This window comes from Rossellomorea sp. FM04394, assembly GCF_041889765.1.
GTDB classification, from domain to species: Bacteria; Bacillota; Bacilli; order Bacillales; family Bacillaceae_B; genus Rossellomorea; species Rossellomorea aquimaris_B.
In genome coordinates, this window is record NZ_CP168654.1 from 3331351 (window position 1) to 3351301 (window position 19951).

The window sequence follows — 19951 nt, forward strand, 5'->3', positions numbered from 1 at the left end:
CTCATTGTATGATGGAGTTAGTAAGATTATATAGCGGGTAGAGATGAGGAGAACCCTGTGTCAATTCGAGTGTACGATGATCGTGCACTCCATTGCCATGGGGTTCTTTTCATTTATACATAAATACCAATTTAAAAGGAGGAAATGAAGTTGAAAAACAGACCTATCAGCCCTATAGTCGCCCTTCTTGCTTTGGGAATCGCAGGACTTTTATTGCTTCATGGTCACACCGCAAATGCAAAAGAGACCAGCCCGCCTCTTGTCATAACGGAAATCGTCACCAAATCCGCAGGTTCAGGACAGCCCTATGAGTACGTCGAAATCTATAATACAACCTCAGAAGCCATCAATCTACAAGATTATCAACTCCAATACTTCACGAGTAACTTCTCAAGCCCGGCCAACCGATGGCCCATCGAAGACAAAACCATCCAGCCAAAAGAATCCCTTGTGCTCTGGTTAAAGAAATTCGCTTATCCTGATGTACCGCTGTGGGACTTCAACTCCAACTACGACATGTACCTCACTCCCGATGACGTATACGAAATCAAGCTGACGACTTCCGGTCAGGGTTTGCATGACAGCAGCCTTCGCCAAGTAGGGATTGCGGATGCGGAGGACAATATTCTCAGTACTGCGCTCATCAATGATAGGGTAGTCGATGGCATCACAAACCGAAGTATCATTTACAAGGCAACTAGCTCAGCAGCAATGCAGAAGCTCCGAAACGATGAAGAACCGACTCCTGGCACCCTGCTGGCTGAACAAGTGGCCGGTCCTGCGACACCAACCAACCTGACTGCAACACCCGCTAACCAATCGATCACCCTTGAGTGGGAAGCTTCAGAAGGTGCAGTCTCCTATACGATCTACCATTCTGATGGAACGACTACTTCCACGGACACGACCACTTCAATCATGGATGGATTGGAAAACGGGCTGGCATACAGCTTCCGGGTGACGGCTGTCGACTCGGAAGGAAACGAATCCCCGGCCACAAAAGAAGTCCGGGCTATCCCACAGGAGGTCGTGGACAGTGAAGCCCCTGCTACCCCAACCGGACTGAAAGGAACTCCAGGTAGTGATCATGTCAAGTTATTGTGGACCGACAATACAGAGAGTGATCTTGCAGGATACCGCGTCTACATTAATGGAACACTTTACGGTACAGTCGCATCAGACAAAAAGAGTTTGATCGTATCCCCTCTGGAATTGAACAGGGAGTACTCTTTCAAGGTAACGGCACTCGATCAAGTCGGAAACGAATCGGAAGCTACAGCACCCCTCGTCACAGGACCGACAGAAAACGTACCGACACCCGACCTGCTGATCACCGAATTGATTCCGAACACCGATAACTATGCAGGCTATGATGCCTTCGAATATTTTGAGCTTTATAACAACAGTCCGGACCCGATCGATCTGAAGGGGTATCGATTCGCTTCCTATAACTGGGATGAAGAATTCGGGGAAACTCACATACTGGAGCCTTGGGATACAGTGGTGATTTGGACTAGAAATACAGCCATCAGCCCTATCTCCCTTGAAGCATTCAACTATAACTATTTCTATTCGTACAGTAGCAAGTATCTTCAGGAAGAGGATACGATCGTCCTCGGTGATATCGCCGGCCTGGTCAACGGCGGTAATACCCTGACCGTTTATGACCCTGATGGACTCGAAGTCGTCAGAGCTGAATACTCTGGAGAGGACGTTTCTCTAAAACAAACCGTCACTTATACCTATCCAAAAGATAATACCCGGACCATGGAAAAATTGGCAGCTGGCCAATATCCGACACCAGGATGGGTTGTTGAAAATCAAGCACCGGATCGTCCCGTGTCAGATGAAGAACCACCGCATTCACCGACCAACCTTGAGGCAACTGCGGGCAACGGGGAAGCCGTTTTAACCTGGGTCGCTTCAACTGAATCCGATCTATACCGTTATCACATTTACAAAGATGGCGAACTTGAATACTCCATAGATCCATCCGAGACTGAATTTACACTATATACATTGGTCGGGAATCAAACGTACTCGTTACAAGTAAGCGCCGAGGATACATCAGGAAACGTATCGGAGAAATCAGCGCCTGTACTCGTAACACCGGAACACCAGATCATCACGCAGCTGGAACGGTGGGAACATGAAAAAGATCCTGCCTACCAAGGTCTGTGGGATATCAGTTCGGACGGTCCGGTGATCGCTGGACTTTCTCATGGGCTCGTGCCTCAAGGATTGACCTATTATGCAAAAAAAGATTGGCTGCTTACCGTCAGCTACGTCGATGATGGGATTCGGCCGGGTACCATTACCGTAACAGATCGTACAACTGGAGAATTGGTGAAATCCGTTGTCCTTTACAATACGGACGGGACACCGTATACCGGTCATGCAGGCGGTGTGACCGTCAGTCGTGATCATGGCTGGGTGGCATCCGAGAATCACTTATTCAGTTTCAATTTAAGCGACCTGGTACAGGCAGAAAATAACGGAGAAATCCAGTTCACAAGACAGATTCCATTACCGGTCGAAGCCGCTTATACCGTATATGATGAAGGTATCCTCTGGGTCGGGGAATTCTATGAGGCAAACGCCTACCCGACCGATCCCTCTCATCATATCGAGAACCGGGATGGGGAAATGCATTACGCCTGGATGATCGGATTTGATTTGGAAAGGAACAACGACATGCTTAGTGAAGAGCATTGGAATGGCGTCACTCTCAGCACCTCCTACGGAAGAGCCAACGACAGCGTTCTATACCGATATGAATACCCGTTAAAAGAAGACCCTCATGCCCATGTAACCATTGATGGAAAGCAAGTACCCCTCTGGTTCCTTGATGGCCACACGGCAAAACCGCGTCAGAGCATAGAAGCCATTCCGATGCCTGAGGGAATCGTGGAAGTACAAAAAGAGCTCTACGTCGTGTTTGAATCAGGCGCTGATAAATATCGTTATACGACCACCTATCCGATGGACCGGATGCTTAAGATTGATATGAAGAAGTTAATGAAGGATGATAAGGGGATTGAATAGCACGTAAAAGGAAGTGGCGTTCAATTTCAGGGGGTCCGTTTAGGAAAGGAAAACAAATTGTCATCAATAGCAGTTAAATAACAATGTATTTAGCAGTTAAACCTCCAGAACTAAGGGTCTGGGGGTTTATTTTAATATCTTCTTATTCCGTTTGCGCCCCCGTTAGTGAAACAAGCCTATTATTCACAACGACTAAATACTCTTTCAAATTCACCATCTATTATTAGTTGTTAATCACTCTTTCAATCTCCCCGCCTAATCCTCTTCACTAAAATCATATCGCTTGACCAAAAATATCCCCCACTCACCTGTTTGTTCATTTTTCTCAGGAGAGCTTAAGGATGCTTATACTATACGAGAATAGTAAGCTACATCGGCAACTCTGCCGTGTAAATGCGATTCAGGCAACACCGCTACCAAAGTAAATCCGAGTTTTTCAATTAACTTTTTTGAAAGCATATTATTATTATCTATAGTAGCAAATAGGCGTTTAAGGTGTAATGTGCTTTTACTATGCTCAATGACCGCGGAAACCGCTTCATACGCAAAACCGCATCCCCAATGCTCCCTCATGAAGCGATAACCGATTTCGCCAAGATAACCCACTGCAATTTCTGGGATCATTACATCACCGATGAATTCATCAGTATCTTTTAATGCGACCGTCCATTTCGTTTCAGTACGATTCCTAACCATTTCTAACATTGAGTGTTCATCACGAGGGGGATTAATTCCAAGAAATTCTCTTACCTCATCATTGTTCAACATTTTAATCATATTGGGAATGTCTTTTTCCGCTCTCGGACGTAAAACCAATCGTTCTGTTTGAATTTTCGGTGCTTCTTTTTTCACCATGATTTATTCCAGCCTTTCGTACATTATATAAATAATCTATCGATGAGAACGGTATAGAACTTCATCGTTTGTTATCTCTTATGAAATTTATAATATAATTCGATACCCCGGTTATTTGGATTCCTTCTTCAAGTAACTGCCCTTAATCCTTTTTAGATCAACGCCCTCTTAACTTGAAGATTGGGACATAATACATTATTGTCGTGTATCTACATACAAGTAGCTGAACAGCAACAAAAGGTTCCGATGAGGAATACTTTTTAAACGACTAAAAAGAAATGACCACAATTGTACTCATCTAATTTAAAATGTGGTTATTGCTTTCAAACCAATTCCATTCTCCAGGTCCGTACTTAATTTATCCAACCACCGAATATCATCTCCCCCTTTAGCAAGTGGAGAAGTTCCGCACTGAAAATCATTGTCTAAATAGAGGCTGGCTTTCTCTAGCCTTTAAAGAAAAACTGATCAACCAAATCATAGGGCAGTGGATAAGGAACAATAGTAACCGGACGTTCATTCTGCCTTAAGTAATTGGGAGATTCCCTTCATTGGTGGATGAATCCTATACGCACTTTCTAAAATTGGTTCGAAGAATGACAAGGTGTCGATGTAATAATAAGTCATGATTTCTTACGTTTTCGTTCTAAAAATATTGGGGCTATATTTAGTAAGATAGAAACAATTGTCAAGACCCATAGTGCTCTTGCCATACCAGGTACTACATCCGATAAAGCCGCCCAATCTTCCACTCTTACCCACCGAGATACATAACTGTAATCTGCACACAGTGTTAGTGCTGTAAATGATAATCCTAACGCCATAGCGAGCTTATAGTCCTTTCCTGCTGTATACATATAAAGATTTATAAAAGTTGCTACTATTGCAATAACCCCTAATATTACCCACATACCTATTCCCCTCCAGTATATTTTTATTTATGCCATGCAATAATGTTCTTCCTCTTTATTCCCATAATTTCCACTAACCCGCCATTTAACTTAATACCAATTATTTCAAAATAGAGTAGCATACTCAAGAAAAACTTCAAACAAAAAAGAAGCTCATCTTTTTCCGGATAAGCCCCATTAATTGAAGATTTAATTGTTTAAGAAAGAATTTATTAAGAGGTGCTTATGAGTTCTGATTCTTCTACAAAATACTCAGATTTGCTTGGCATAAGAACCAACTTTACTTGCCAAATACTTATCACAAGCATTAATGTAGAGGCAGCAATAATACTGTACCTAACAGGAATAATTTCACCCGTAAAACCAATCATTAAAATGAAAATTACTTGAAGAAAACTTTGAAAGATACCGTATATGCTTGAAATCCTCCCCATCATTTTTACTGGGACATTATTTTGGTAAAAAGTCATAAACCCAGTGCCGGAAAATGAGTTAAAAAACCCTAAAACCATAAATCCAATAGCTACTGACCAAAAGGAAAATGAAAAAGCATAGATCAGATAGCCGACTGAAACCATAAAAAAACCAAGAGATATTAGGACTCTTATTGACAACTTTTTAGCGACCACCGAAACAGTAGTTGCTCCTAAAATAGAGCCCACTCCGGTTAAACTTATGAGTAAGCCATATTCTATCTCAGATAAATTTAATACCTTTTGAGTAAAGACAACCTCTTGAGCATCCATTCCAAGTGCTACAATCATAAAAAATTGAGCTAAGAAGTACATTTTTACTATAAATAGGTTGCTTTGGCTAAATTTAAATACTTCTTTCCAATCATTTTTCAATATTTTTAAACTAATCTTGCGTATTGTTACATCAACTTCAGTATTTACATTTGGTAATAAATACACCATTATAGCTGAAACAACAAAAGAAAAAGCATTAATCCATATTGATATATTAACAGTGGTAAAGAGTAGGAGTGCCCCAGAAATAGCAGGACCGATTAAAAAGGCACTAGAAGTAATCAAACTTCTGAAAGAGTTAAATTGTTTCCGTCCTTTCTCTGGAACAACATTCGTAATATAAGTAATTGCTGCTGGTTCAAAGAAAGCTTTTGAAACAGAGAGAAATAATAGACATAGATATATAAGCCAAATAGAGCTGACGAAAGGAATGATTGCTACCAAAATTGCACGAATAATGTCTGTTCCAATCATTATTCTGCGAATATTCAAACGGTCAATAATACTCCCAGACCAAAATTTCGTTAACAGCGAAGCTATAGGTCCAATAATCCATAACCCGGCTACCGCAGCAGCAGAGCCCGTTAGTTTTAATACTAGAACATTAATGGCAACAAGATAAATAAAGTCTCCTAAGTTTGATATACCCAATCCAAATAGTAATAAAAATGAATTCTTTTTTTGTGAGAAGCTTGGTTGATTAATATGAACACCCCATTTAGTGATCTCTAAATATATTTTTTCTATAAAGAATTGGAAATCACCTGTAAATATTATTATTTGTCACAAATGATTCATAACTAAAAAGGACCCTCAATTTAGAGGGGCCCCTATTCAATTAACCTGCCCTAAAACTGAACAAAGAAAAAAAGCTCAAGTTCAGCTACCCAATCGATCTTCAGCTATAGCCCCCGTTAGCGGAAGATACAAGTGCCTTTCACCTGAATGTTCTTGCAAGCTCAACCATTTCATCTTTTGATAAAGAAGAACTGTCCATTTGCACGTATGTCTCATCTTCTATCCAAGTTAAAAGACCACCAGTTACTATCTTTCCATTTAATTCTTTACCACCGTTAGCCCATTCTTGATAATAAGCAGGAACATCATTTATTTTTATTTTTTCTCCCTCTGAAAACTCTTCTTCCAATTGACTGATTACCCTTTTGGAGACCTTTCTTTCTTCTATTCCTAGTATTAAATTTTCATCATTTTCATCCATATAATGCAATCTAATGCTGCTTAAATTTCCCTCCTTGTAATCGCGGGTTTTTATTTCCAAAGTCCACTCTTTGGGAACCTTCTTTGGAACGAGCACTTTAAAATTCACCTGTTCCTTTACTTCAGCTATTGTAATGCTGTTGTGGTTATACTTCATTTCATTAGCGAAGGCTATTGAGGAGGAAACAGTACCGAGAAGTAAAATTAGCATTAAACTTGAAATAAGTTTCAATCAAAATACCCCGTTTCTCTTAAAATGTTTATACTATATTATCCCCAATACACTATATTCAATAAAAAAAGCGAATTGCATATAGCAACCGCTCCACAGTGAAATTATTTTTAGTTACCCAGTATCCCTTTTTCTGCTTGTTCAGCAAACGCTCCCGTTAGTTGAAGAACATTAAGATATATTTTGAACTATAATCCTAAAGCTGAAACAACTATAATGATTAACAATAAAATGATATTTAACCAGACCATAATTTTAATGATAAACTCAGACCACAACTTCCTACGCAATCCAAAATAAAAAATAACACCATAAATCAAAAGGTTAAAAACTATACGATATTTAGAAACTTCTTCAATTCCTAATCCGAAAAAATCAATGAATGTATTTATCAAAACAGAGATAACAAATAAAAAAAGATATACCTTAAATTTTCTTTCTTTTCTCTGTGACTCACCATTAGTTTCATACATTTTTTTCTTACCTCAACTTATGTTCTATTTCCTTTAGTTTAACAGTTATGTACTTCAACTATCCTGCCTTTAATTGAACATCAGTACCGGACTGACATCAGGAAATTTCTGTTAATATAAACTTATCATAAGCTGAAACCTATAACGCCTCCGTGGACAAGTTTGTAATATAAAATCGGTAGTGCAAATGCCTGCAAGTTACTATGCAAAATCAAGGGTGAAATCCAAACCATTGGTATCAATAAAAAAAGACGATACAAAATACTATGCGCATTGTACCGCAAATCACCTTGCATTTTAGTGGTTTCTCCCTCTCAACCGAACGAGTTATATTCTCTGCAGGAAGTGGATTTTTTTATTATCCAGTTAAATACTCGTTTATGGAAGAGCTTTAATTAGAGATATTACTTCTTTCCAGTTTGCTTTTTTAAATATAATCGCAATCATTATCAAGGAGATAATTGCAACGACAGTGGATGTAAACGAAAAGCTATCTACCAGATAGTTAAGCCCTACCCATGGTGTTAAGAACAATGCTGCTAAAGGAATAGCCCATCCAAAGTAAAGTGGGGTATCTGAAAAATTAATGTAAGCGGTTAATAAAGCGATCACTAAAGTAAGGACCCATGCCATTGTGTAAATTCTCATTAATAATTTGTTTTTCGCTTTAAAAGCAATCCCAAAACACATTATCCAGATGACGAAATATACAATAGTAACAATAAAATTCGTGAAAGTTGCTGGACTTCCAGTTAAAAACACATGAAAATTTTGATTTATTCCATAAGCCATAGTTAGTATGGGTAACCCAAGACACAATATCACTTTATAATTCATTTTTGGTTCTCCCCCTTTTCTCGCATTCTACCGAATGATATCTAGTGTAATTTTACACCAAAAGAGAAAAACCATCCACTGAATTTTAAAAATTTAAACTCTTCTATACTGTTGATACACCCTCTACAATCTTAATGAATAGTAGACCCTGAATTTTAATTTAAGATGAATTTGCAAATAATTTCAATTTTTCTCTTATGCTATGCGAGTTTCCGTTAAATGGTCCTTTAACGGCATAACAACCTGCAAACCGGGAGGGTACTTATTCTACTTTTTGGTCTACAAATGAAAAAAGAAAAAAGCGATTGCTATATAGCAACCGCTTGAATTAATAACACTCTGTACCTTTATCATGAATTAAAACATTTCATCATAATATTTCTTTGGATCCGAAATGTTATTTGACACAAAAAACGCTGCCTGGCTCTTAAACATTTCAATATAAGATTCGTGATCCATAGCCAGTCCTTTTAACTCATAAACGCTTCCCTCAACACTGACTGTATCCATAGTCAAATCTACAAGAACCGTCATATAGATAACTTTATTGTATGAAACGGTTCCTGTTACTTGTTTCTTTGTTAGATCGACCTTTGTAAAATTGTGCTTCACACCTGTTGGTTTAAATATGGTATATCCTACATTTACATTATTCTTCACTGTAAATACCCCATTGGAATAAATTCTTCACAGGCTAAGATGGTCAAATCCCCTTCAAAGCATCCTTGTACCGCTGATAATAAGCTTCCACATTATTTAACAACAACAACTCCGTATACAAATAAACCTTCATATTAAAATCATTAAAATCAATCGTAGTCAGTTCCTGTATCTTTTTAATCCGGTAATTCAACGTGTTCGGGTGGATGAACAGCTCATTGGCTGTCTGTTTTCCCTTCCCATCATTCGCCAGGTACACTTCAAGTGTCTTTAGAAGATCTGTCTGTTTCTTCACATCATTCTTGATCAATACCAGCAGATCATCACTGTAATAATCCTTTGATGTGTTTTTCTCATAGAGGGTAGGCAAGTATCGATAAATGCCCAATTGAGCAAATTCCCGGGGCATCGATTCAGGACGCGGACTGATGAAGTTAGCCGTTTCAATGACTTCTGACGCTTCCAAGAAGCTCTTTCTCATTTGATATAACGTTGTGTATTCCTTACCGATTCCAATCAGGAAGTTGTAGAATTCTTCCTCTCCTGTTTGCTCTTTCACCTTTTCAACTAGATCTCTGGCTAATTCCAGGGAAGAAGACGGTGTGTCTGCTTTGCCGTAGAGAACGAGGATCACTTGGTATTCCGTTCGTAAAGAATAAATATTTGTATGGAAGCTGGATTCTTGGACCAGCTTCTCAAGTTGGTCCAGCATAGGCTTATATTGCGACGATGCAATCGAATAAACCGCTACCGTGAACCGTTCCGGCAGTGTCAGCTTGACAAGGGATGCATCATGACGGAGTTGGCTTTCGCTTCCGTACTCGTGCTGCAGGAGATGCCACAGTACTTCTTCTTTTCTGTCCTTTTTGATATTGACCTTTGCGTACATATCATTGATCAGGTTTCCCAGGTGTGCGGAGATCTCTTCAAGGAAAGCAAGCTCTTCATTTTCGAGAAGGCGGCTGGATTCCTGAACCCAGATGTATCCCATTGTGTTGCCCAGGTACTTGGCGGCAATGACGACGCGTTGGTGAAATCCTAACTCTTCCATCGCCTGTACCCGGATTGGATCCGTATGTTTCTCGAGTTGGTGGACGATGCCCTCTTTTTTCAGTCGGTCGATGATGAAGACCGGACATTTTTTCGTCAGGATCGTCTTTAGCTGTGTTTGATCGAATTTATTAGAAGAGGAACTGTATGAAATCAGTTCGAAATTTTTGTTTTCGATGATGACGGGATTGCCCATTTTTGAGCTGATTAGTTCCGTCGCTTTATGAATATCTTCTGTTTGGAGGATGATATCTATTGCTTCCATAGGAATCTTACCTTTCCACGAATGTTTGTGATTCCTATTATAGCGTTAAATCCCCCAATAAAAAAAGAAAAGCTCACCCTGATCGGGAGAGCTTATCGTGTTCGATTTATTCTTCATCCATAAACGGATAGACAATATCTGTTGTTGGAGCGAAGTTTTCTTTGATGATACGAGGGCTGGTCCAACGAATCATGTTGAAAATAGAGCCTGCTTTATCGTTTGTACCAGAACCGCGTGAACCACCGAATGGTTGTTGGTTGATCACGGCACCAGTTGGTTTATCGTTGATGTAGAAGTTACCAGCTGCACCGGAAAGACGTCGTTCCAAGTGCATGATCGCTTCACGATCTTGCGCAAAGATTGCACCCGTTAATGCATACATAGAAGCTGTATCCACTGAAGTCAGCGTTTCTTCTAATTGTTCATTTTCGTATACATAAATCGTTAATACCGGTCCGAAAATTTCTTCGGTCATCGTTTTGAAGTTTGGATTCGTTGTTACGATGACAGTCGGTTGAACGAAGTATCCAACTGAATCATCATACGTACCACCGGCAATGATTTCAGCTTCTTCAGAATCAGCCGCATAGTCGATGTAGCTTGTGATAGAATCAAAGGCAGCTTTGTCAATGACCGCACCCATGAAGTTTCTAAAGTCTCTTACATCCCCTACTTTAAGCTTCGCCGTTTCTTCCACGACACCATTTTTCACTTCTTCCCACATGCTTGCAGGGATGTAAGCACGAGAAGCTGCTGAACATTTTTGACCTTGGTATTCGAATGCACCACGAACAAGTGCAGCGACAACTTTGTCTGCTTGAGCTGTTTCGTGAGCGAAGACAAAGTCTTTACCGCCTGTTTCCCCAACTAAACGAGGATACGATTTGTAGTTTGTGATGTTTTCCCCGACTGTCTTCCAAATCGTCTGGAACACGCTTGTTGATCCAGTGAAGTGGAATCCGGACATGCGTGGGTCTGTTAACACCACATCTGATACTTGTGAACCACGTGATGGGACGAAGTTGATAACGCCCTTAGGCAGTCCAGCTTCTTCCAGGATTCGCATGAAGTAGTAGTTTGATAGTACAGCCGTTGTTGCCGGTTTCCACACAACCACATTCCCCATGATGGCAGGAGCTGACGGCAGGTTTCCACCGATTGCTGTGAAGTTAAATGGAGAGATAGCTAATACGAAACCATCTAACGCACGGTATTCTAAACGATTCCAGATGTTTTTCATGCTATCTGGCTGCATTTGATAGATTTGGTTTGCATAATCAACGCCAAAGCGTAAGAAATCCGCTAATTCTTGTGCCGCATCAATTTCCGTTTGATACGCTGTTTTGGATTGGCCTAACATCGTAGCCGCATTGATGACATCGCGGTATGGACCTGAGATCAAATCAGCCGCTTTCAAGAAGATGGATGCTCTGTGCTGCCATGGCATATTGGACCAAGATTCTTTCGCAGCCATTGCCGCTTCTACTGCATCGCGAAGCTCTTTTTCACCTGCTTGTGAATAGGTCGCCAACACATGTTTGTGATCGTGTGGCATAACCACTTTTTTCACTGTATCTGTCTTGATTTTCTCGCCATTGATGATGACCGGGATCTCAACCTCGATACCAGCTTGGCGTTCTAATTCAGCTTTTAACGTTTCTCTTTCTTTCGTACCTGGGGCATATGTATTGCCAGGCTCATTTGTAGGTTTTGGGATGTTGTAAATTCCGTTACTCATTCTCTTCACATTCCTTTCTGATTTCATTCTGTCTGGATGTTACTTGCTGAAGATTCCTTTTAATGCAAATGCGATGTTTGCCGGCCGTTCCGCCAGGCGTCGCATGAAATACCCGAACCAATCCTCGCCATAAGGCAGGTAGATGCGGACGGTATATCCTTTTTCTAACAATTCGGATTGCAGCTGGTTCCGCATTCCGTAAAGCATTTGAAACTCGAAGCGGTCATTCGGGATATTGTGTTCTTTCACTAATCCGATGGTGTAATCGATGATCGCTTCATCATGGCTTGCGATCGCAGTATAATGGCCGTTCAAGAGCTGCTTCTTGATGAGATGCTTCAGATTCGCATCCACCTTTTTCTTCTCCTGGAACGCCACTTTACCCGATTCATTATATGCACCCTTCACAAGCCTCAAATAAGGGGAGAACTGATTGAGATCATCCACATCCTTCTCTGAAACATAGAGATAGGATTGAATCACCGTCCCCACATTGTCGTACTTTTGACGGAGCTTCTTGTAAACGTCAAGGATGGCATGGCACCTCGAGGAATCCTCCATATCGAGAGTGACTGTGATTCCGCTTTCTTTCGCCTTCTCGAGAATCAACTCCATGTTTTCCAAGACAAGATCTTGACTGATATCCAATCCCAGGGAAGTCAGTTTGACAGAGATTTCAGTGTTCAGCCCATGATAGGCAATGGCACTGATACTCTGGATACATCCTTGGACATTCTCCCGCACCACCTCTGTGGAATTGACGAACTCACCAAGATGATCGACCGTAACCTGGAACCCCTCTTCGTTCAATTGCGTAATCAATGGAATCGCTTGTGCAAAGGTTTCTCCCCCTACAAGCTTATTAGCCCCAAATCTTGATCCCCACCGTTTGGCCATCTTATCCAACGCCTTATTGTGAGAAAGAAACAAGAAAAAACGCTTACTGATTGCTTCCATGATTACAACACCTCCTTATAGTGACTGTTACCTCAAGTGTGAGGTGATTAAACGAAGAAATGTAAATCTTAAGAAAATTATAGCTGGAATAGTGGCTCGGAAACAACGTGCTCGGGCCACAAATATTTGTGGGTTGAGTTATGGTGGAAACACAAAAGGGGTAGTTGTTTAGGGGTTGGGGTGGTTGCGATGGTTATCTTCCATATTCAGGATTTACATGCCATTCTGACGATTTACATGGCATATTTTTCTTTTATCTGCCGTTATCACTTTTTATCTGCCATATTTTCGTTATATCTGCCATTCTTCAAAATTCGACAATGACTTTCCCAGAGTGGGGACACAAAAAGAAAAGCAGATGGAATAATTTGAAACTTCATGTAATGGGTTTCCGTCTAATTAGTAAACATATGATAAGGGGAGTTTAAAATGAAAAAGAAAAATGGCATGATACCTTCCATCATCTTCGGTTCTATTATTCTGCTGTCTATTCTGGCCTTAACCCTCTTTATCTTCAATGGAGAATCCATCCTTGAGGGTATTAAAGACGGATTCACAGATGGAGGGCCCATATCAGTTCAAGATTAATTTATATTAGTCAAAAGGGAGAATAAAATGACAAATTTCTTCATCATTCTTATGGGATTTTTTATTGTAACTTCAAATATTTTCGGATTTATTTCATATAAGAAAAAGAAGAGTCTATATTCTGCTGCCTTTACTATAGTTCTTCTAGCAGCTTTATTTGCGTCCATCGGAGGAATGTTAGCAATGTTCATCATTCGAGATCCTTTTTCCATATTTTACGGTCTGCAAGTTGGGTACTATTTACTTATAAATAGCCTGATCGTTTTATTCATTGCAATTGTTGTAAGTGTCGTGAAAAAATACAACATTGAAAATTGAATTACTCAAATTATGAGTCTGCGGGACAAATTGGGGGCGGTTCCGCCTCTACCATTTCCCCGAAAAGTAGAATAAGAACCTCCCCGCTTTGCTAGTGTTTAATTAAGCCCCTAACAACTAATTTCTAATCCTTATATCATTTTATCCGTTAACAATCCCTTGACTGAAGGCAACACATAATCAGGCATCCAAACCGTTCCCCTCAAATCCTCCTCGGTCGTGACCCCGCTGAGCACAAGTGCTGTTTTCATCCCGGCTTCGATGCCCATCCGGATATCCGTCTCAAGGCGGTCGCCGATCATCACGCACTCTTCCGGCTTTAGTTCCAATATTTTTAGAGCTGCCTGGATGGTCAGCTTAGAAGGCTTTCCAATCTGGACATCAATCTTTCTTCCCACAACGGCTTCCACTGCACCAATCATCCCGGCACAATCCGGAACATCGCCAACTTCCACTGGACAGGTTCTGTCCGGATTGGTCGCGATCATCTTCGCACCAAGCTTGATCGCCTGATAGGCAAAATTCAAATGATCGTAATGAAAATCCCGGTCCCACGAGAGCACGACGACATCCACCTCGGATGGAACCATTCCTTCCTTGAATCCGGCAAGCGTCAATTCATCCTTGATCGGCTGCTCACCAATCACGTACAATGTGGCATCTGGATGATGTTCAGATAAATAGTCGATCAATGTAAGCGTCGGATTCAAAATGTTCTCAAGGGTAGCTTTGATATTGAAGCCGTTCAACTTCTCCACATAACGCCGTCTGGATTCAATCGTCTTATTTGTGAGGAACAGCACCTTCTTCCCTTCATTGAGAAGAGAATTGATGATGGTGTCTGCTCCTTCTATTAATTGCGTGCCAAGATATACGGTGCCATCCAAGTCAAAAATATATCCTTTGAGATTTTTCATCTGTACCCCCTCTTTCAAATAAAAAATTCCTTGAGCATGACAATTTCTCCAATTGAACAATTGGATTTCGCCATACCCAAGGAATCTCCTGATCTTTATCCTTGTATCTATTCATTTATACCCGTTGTGTCATCAGATCTTCACCGATGATGACCTTTGGAGTGCCAAGCTTTGCCACCTCTTCTTCATACGGTTCTTGGTCGGATAAGTGGACGAGAACGATTTTCCCGATCTTATCCATATCATATTTCTCTGCAACTTCAACGAGACTGCTATGATTGCCTGCCACATTACGGGCAGAAGTCGCTTCATGGATTAACATATCTAAATGGTCATACTGTCGGATTCGTGCGTTGATTTCCGTATCGCTCGAATACACGACGACGCGGCCGGCACATCGCACTTCAAGCCCAACAGTAGGAACAGAATGAAGGGCCTTAAAGCAGGAAAACGTCATCCCGCCGCCAGCAAGAAGTTCACTTTCACGATCACCGTCAAAGGTTTCAACCTTAATGGTAAAAGCAATCGGCCACTGATCTGCTTCCATCGTTGACAGCCATTCCTGAAGTTTTTTCTCATTCCGATAATCACAAAGGATCCTTAATGGCTTTTTCCTATCTTCAAGCCACATCCCCCACAACAAGGACGGCAATCCATAAATATGGTCAATATGAAAATGGGTGAACACCACTGCATCGAGCTCCCCTAAATCCACCTGCAGCTGCTTCAGCTTCCTGCAAGGATTGCCGCTGACATCGACCAGCACAGAATAGTCATCATTGGAGAAACAGATCGATGTATTGTCGCGTTCGGAACCAGGATAGGCACTCCCCGTTCCTAAGAAATGAATGTCCATCAGATCCCCTCCTATTTAATTCCTGAGTGCATAAAGCTTGATACGAATTGTTTCTGAAAAAGGAAGAAGGCGAGCACTAAAGGCATGATGACCATTACCGTACCGGCAGCGACCATTCCCCACTGTGCCCCCGTTTCATATGATTGTGCAAAGAGGGCCAATCCGACGGTCAAAGGACGGGACTCGACGGAATCCGTGATGATCAAAGGCCACATGAAGTTGCTCCAATGATGGCTGACCGATACCAGGGCGAATGCGATATAGGTAGGTTTCGCCGATGGGATGTAGACATGCCACAGTGTTTGATACCATTTACACCCGTCCATTCTTGCCGCTTCATCAAGATCGAACGGGACCTGCTTGAACGTCTGGCGCATCAGGAATACCCCGAATGCAGAAGCCCAATATGGCATCATGACGGCAAGTTTTGTATTGACAAGCCCAAGCTGGCTGATCACCTGGTAGTTCGGGAACAACAGGATTTCAGGCTGGATCATCAGTTGCAGAAGGAACAGGATGAACAGTACATTCTTCCCTTTGAAATTCACCCGTGCAAACGCATATGCCGCTAGCGTAACGGTGACTAACTGGACAATCAACACCCCAAAAACGATGACGAATGTATTGAAGTAATACTGCAAAAATGGTGCAGTCTTCCACGCGTTGACATAGTTTTCAACCGTTGGATTCGAGACCCAGAACGGAAAGCCTCCATTGATCACTTGATTCCCGGGAGAGAAAGAGGTGATGATGACCCAAAGGAGGGGGATGAATGAAAGTATTCCTAAAAAAATGATGATGCCATAGTTCAATTTTTTCATCGAATCTTCCCCTCCTTAATAATGGATTTTCCGATCAAGGTACAAATAGTTGAATGCTGTGATACCAAGCATGATGACAATCAAAATCACGGTCAGCACCGCTGCTTTACCTAGATCCCAATTCGTGAATGCCGCTTCATAGATATGGTAGAGTAATAGATTGCTGGCGTTATCCGGTCCACCCTTGGTCATTATGTACAGGTGGTCGACGTTTTTGAATGAATTCGTAATCGCCACGATCATGACGAACAGCGTCGTCGGCATCAGCAGTGGGAAGGTGATATGACGGAACATCTGGAACGGTTTCGCCCCTTCCATCTCAGCCGCTTCATACACGTCCCTCGGTAGATTCTGCAAACCTGCCAGATAAAAAATCATGAAGAAACCGGCATCTTTCCATATGATCATGACAATCATCGCGATCATGACGGTATTCGGATCCCCCAGCCAGTTCGTGTCTCCCCTGCCGAACATATGCAGAAAGTTATCGAGCAGTCCATACTGCGGCGTGTAAATGAAAAGCCAAATATTTGCCACCGCAATCAACGGAACGATCGTCGGGTAGAAAAATGACGTACGAAGCAAAGAGCTACCGGCCATTTTTTTATTCAACCAGATGGCAAGATACATCGCCAGGAACAAACTTGTCGGTACTGTACCGATCATGAAGAGGATGTTATTCAGAATGACCTTCCGGAATATCTCATCCTCCAACACTCCTTTATATTGTTCAAGCCCCGAAAATTGCAGCCTGGTCATCGGGCCGCTGTAGAAGCTTAACTGGATCGATTTGAGCGTCGGGTAAAACGTAAATAAACTCAAAAATATGAAAGAAGGAAACAGCAGCCCGTAGGCAAACAGATTATTTCTCGCCCCGGTACTGAGCTTTCTTTGCTTCGTTGTCATCTATCGGCCCCACCTTTCTTGTGAAGCAGGAGCTCAAGTCAGCACAAAGCCCACCTGAGCCTCACTCCATTCACTCTTCGGTCACTATCTTATTACTGAAAAGGCTCCAATACTTTTTCCGCTTTCTTCTGTGCATTGTCCAACCCTTCATCAACCGGGCTTTGACCCGTCAAGATCGATTGTATATGATCATTGAAGATTTTCTGCACTTCACCATTTTGATAGGTTGCGAGTTCACTTTCTGCATACTCGAGCTGCTCGCGGGCAACCAGTGCAGGAGGGAATTCCTCTACATACTTCTTCAACAAGTCTGTCTCATAAGCTGATTCGGTTGTGGCTACATATCCTGTATCGATCGACCACTGGGCAACACGCTCAGGCTCCGTAAGAAATTTCATAAACTTAATGGCCGCTTCCTTATTCTCTTTTGGAAGATCTTTGAACAAGTAGATGTTTCCTCCTCCAGTAGGGGAACCATACTCATTGTTCGCCGGCAGGAAGGACACACCGAAATCAAAATCCGCATTGTTCTTCACGTTCGTCAGATTACCAGTCGTATGGTACATCATCGCCGTTTTTCCACTCAGGAAGTCAGAAGGAACCGTCGCCCATTCAATGACACCCTCCGGCATGATTTTATGTTCCTTTCCAAGGGATAACCAGAAATCCATCGCTTCTTTCGAATATGGTGCATTGAAATGTACTTCCTTACCATCTTGAGACATGATGTTGTCTCCGGTCTGAAGCGCTAAAGCCTGGAACATCCAGTACTGGTAGCCGGTGCTCGGAATTTCTAGTCCCCACTGATCTTTGCCTCCATTTTTCGTCAGCTTCTTCCCATATTCCACCAACTGATCCCAGTTTTCAGGTGGTGCTTCCGGATCCAATCCCGCTTCCTTGAAGGCGTCCTTGTTATAGTAAAGGACGATGGTACTGCGCTGGAATGGCAGGCTGTACACCTTATCATCGATGGAAGAGTTCGCCATGAATCCATCATAAAAATCATTCAAATACTCTTTCTCGAACATCGGCGTCAATTCCTCGATCAAGTCGTTCTCAAGCAACGTGAACAGATCGATGGAGAATAACACAGCAAGCTCAGGTGAATTTCCCGCCTGGGCCGATGCCATGACCTGGGTCATCGTCTCAGCATAACTGCCCCCGTATTTTGCGTTCACTTTGATGTCGGGATTCTCTTTTTCAAAATCAGCCACAAACCCATCAACGATCTTCGCTACATCCCCGCCAACCGCTACCGGAAACCAGAAATCGATTTCCGTCGTCTCACCCCCGGCGGTATCACTGCTGCCACATCCGGCAAGAACAACCATCAACACTAAAACGAATGATAAAACCTTGTTTTTCATGCCCATTCCTCCCCTTTTTTTCATAAAAAAACCCATGAACAATAAACTGCAGCACAAAAATGTGGCATGCATTTTATTGGTCACAGGGATTCTCCGCATCTCTACCCTTAGACTAAAACCTGTCTAATATATATGTCTGATTATTCACAATAATACAATATTAACTAAAAGTTGGCAATGGGATTTCATTTTTTTTACAAAACAATAATATCCAAAATCCCTTTATCGATTGAAATTCCCATAAAAAGATACAGCTGCGATAGCTGTATTGAGAGACGCCTGGCTACTGCCTTATTCGTTTAATAATCTATTTCTAACAAAATTTCAAAACTTAATTCTTCTCTCATTACTCATTCTACTGAAAATACAGCAACAAAAGCGTATCCTTCCAACCCGGATACCCTAAGATGTCATTCCAAACACGCCTCTTTTCCGGACAGTCTTGAACCCTATACGTTCATAAAGTTTTATGGCTCCCGGATTGTTTTGATTCACGTGGAGGGTGACGGATTTCATTCCATCTTGTCGGAGGTCTTCTAAGCATTTGCAAGTCAATACAGCAGCGATCCCTTTTCCCTGCCACTCCGGAATCACACCCACTTGAATGATGTACCCGATAGTATCAGTTTCCTGATCGGTAGCAATGAAACCTAACGTCTGTTCATTGACAGTCGCGATATAGGACCGTTCCGGTAGAAAATCAGTACCGGACGATATCCACTCCACCCACTTTTCCCTGGGCCACCCTGGAAAACCGGGACGTTCCTTAAATGAAGCCTCATAAACGTCATAAAATCGCTCTTTCAATGATGGTGACCAACTTTTGAAAATCAATGGGAATGGTTTTTCGATTCTGGGGATGTCCGTTAAGGAGTGTTCCATCACATATTCCTGGAATACCAACTCATAGCCCTTTTGTTGGTATTCCTGAATGATATCATCTGTTATGTTTTCACATTTAATCTTCTTCACGTCGTTCATCCATTTCGGCCTCCGTTCCATTCACTTTATAGATTTACATACCTTAATAATCTGAAGATACCACGCCCTTTGCATCTGGTCTACGCTTTTAGGTAATCTGCTGATTGATCTATTTGGAGACTGGGATCATTGGTTGGTCATTAACATTTCATTTGAAAAATAACAAACATTTTCATATTATGTTTATAAAATAACAAACACATTTAG

18 protein-coding genes are annotated in these 19951 nt (G+C 41.7%); 3 read left to right on the forward strand and 15 right to left on the reverse strand.

Annotated features, from left to right (window positions below; all coding sequences use genetic code 11):
• Positions 1-150: 150 nt before the first annotated feature.
• A complete protein-coding gene (locus tag ACCB35_RS16830) occupies positions 151-3045 on the forward strand; it encodes a lamin tail domain-containing protein (RefSeq protein WP_374054583.1) in 2895 nt (964 codons plus the stop codon).
• 345 nt (positions 3046-3390) lie between these two features.
• Here the strand turns inward: ACCB35_RS16830 and ACCB35_RS16835 are convergent, their stop codons facing one another.
• The 9 genes from ACCB35_RS16835 to ACCB35_RS16875 all read right to left on the reverse strand — a co-directional run bounded on the left by ACCB35_RS16835 (position 3391) and on the right by ACCB35_RS16875 (position 12990).
• Positions 3391-3900 carry a GNAT family N-acetyltransferase gene (locus tag ACCB35_RS16835; protein ID WP_374054584.1) on the reverse strand — a complete coding sequence of 170 codons (510 nt, stop codon included), beginning with the start codon at positions 3898-3900 and terminating at the stop codon, positions 3391-3393.
• Positions 3901-4523: 623 nt separating this feature from the next.
• On the reverse strand, positions 4524-4811 hold the full coding sequence (locus tag ACCB35_RS16840) for a hypothetical protein (protein ID WP_374054585.1): 288 nt from the start codon (positions 4809-4811) through the stop codon (positions 4524-4526).
• A gap of 212 nt (positions 4812-5023) precedes the next feature.
• Complete coding sequence (locus ACCB35_RS16845) at positions 5024-6211, reverse strand: MFS transporter (protein ID WP_374054586.1); 1188 nt, start codon at positions 6209-6211, stop codon at positions 5024-5026.
• A 286-nt stretch (positions 6212-6497) separates the two neighbouring features.
• Positions 6498-7010, reverse strand: coding sequence for a DUF4367 domain-containing protein (locus ACCB35_RS16850; RefSeq protein ID WP_374054587.1), 513 nt, complete (start codon positions 7008-7010; stop codon positions 6498-6500).
• An 851-nt stretch (positions 7011-7861) separates the two neighbouring features.
• The gene (locus ACCB35_RS16855) at positions 7862-8320 is read right to left on the reverse strand and encodes a hypothetical protein (protein WP_374054588.1); all 459 of its coding nucleotides are present in this window, start codon (positions 8318-8320) and stop codon (positions 7862-7864) included.
• Between the two features lie 357 nt (positions 8321-8677).
• Positions 8678-8980, reverse strand: a complete 303-nt coding sequence (locus ACCB35_RS16860; protein WP_374054589.1) for a hypothetical protein — start codon at positions 8978-8980, stop codon at positions 8678-8680.
• A gap of 43 nt (positions 8981-9023) precedes the next feature.
• Positions 9024-10295 carry a PucR family transcriptional regulator gene (locus ACCB35_RS16865; RefSeq protein WP_374054590.1) on the reverse strand — a complete coding sequence of 424 codons (1272 nt, stop codon included), beginning with the start codon at positions 10293-10295 and terminating at the stop codon, positions 9024-9026.
• Positions 10296-10401: 106 nt separating this feature from the next.
• Entirely contained in the window at positions 10402-12033 is a 1632-nt protein-coding gene (gene pruA, locus ACCB35_RS16870) for an L-glutamate gamma-semialdehyde dehydrogenase (protein WP_374054591.1), read from the reverse strand.
• A gap of 39 nt (positions 12034-12072) precedes the next feature.
• Positions 12073-12990 carry a proline dehydrogenase family protein gene (locus ACCB35_RS16875; protein ID WP_374054592.1) on the reverse strand — a complete coding sequence of 306 codons (918 nt, stop codon included), beginning with the start codon at positions 12988-12990 and terminating at the stop codon, positions 12073-12075.
• Between the two features lie 429 nt (positions 12991-13419).
• Here ACCB35_RS16875 and ACCB35_RS16880 point away from each other — a divergent pair, with 429 nt between their 5' ends.
• Complete coding sequence (locus tag ACCB35_RS16880) at positions 13420-13578, forward strand: hypothetical protein (protein ID WP_374054593.1); 159 nt, start codon at positions 13420-13422, stop codon at positions 13576-13578.
• Between the two features lie 27 nt (positions 13579-13605).
• Positions 13606-13896, forward strand: coding sequence for a 3-isopropylmalate dehydrogenase (locus ACCB35_RS16885; protein WP_374054594.1), 291 nt, complete (start codon positions 13606-13608; stop codon positions 13894-13896).
• Between the two features lie 131 nt (positions 13897-14027).
• Here the strand turns inward: ACCB35_RS16885 and ACCB35_RS16890 are convergent, their stop codons facing one another.
• From ACCB35_RS16890 to ACCB35_RS16915, 6 genes are all read right to left on the reverse strand, one after another.
• On the reverse strand, positions 14028-14813 hold the full coding sequence (locus tag ACCB35_RS16890; RefSeq protein ID WP_374054595.1) for an HAD-IIA family hydrolase: 786 nt from the start codon (positions 14811-14813) through the stop codon (positions 14028-14030).
• 115 nt (positions 14814-14928) lie between these two features.
• Entirely contained in the window at positions 14929-15669 is a 741-nt protein-coding gene (locus tag ACCB35_RS16895; RefSeq protein ID WP_374054596.1) for an MBL fold metallo-hydrolase, read from the reverse strand.
• 11 nt (positions 15670-15680) lie between these two features.
• Positions 15681-16490 (reverse strand): carbohydrate ABC transporter permease, encoded by an 810-nt coding sequence (locus ACCB35_RS16900; protein WP_374054597.1) that lies wholly within the window; start codon positions 16488-16490, stop codon positions 15681-15683.
• Between the two features lie 15 nt (positions 16491-16505).
• A complete protein-coding gene (locus tag ACCB35_RS16905; RefSeq protein WP_374054598.1) occupies positions 16506-17396 on the reverse strand; it encodes a carbohydrate ABC transporter permease in 891 nt (296 codons plus the stop codon).
• A 92-nt stretch (positions 17397-17488) separates the two neighbouring features.
• Positions 17489-18769, reverse strand: a complete 1281-nt coding sequence (locus tag ACCB35_RS16910) for an ABC transporter substrate-binding protein (protein ID WP_044339472.1) — start codon at positions 18767-18769, stop codon at positions 17489-17491.
• Positions 18770-19165: 396 nt separating this feature from the next.
• Positions 19166-19744: a GNAT family N-acetyltransferase gene (locus ACCB35_RS16915; protein ID WP_374054599.1), complete on the reverse strand. Its 579-nt coding sequence runs from the start codon at positions 19742-19744 to the stop codon at positions 19166-19168.
• Between the last annotated feature and the right edge of the window lie 207 nt (positions 19745-19951).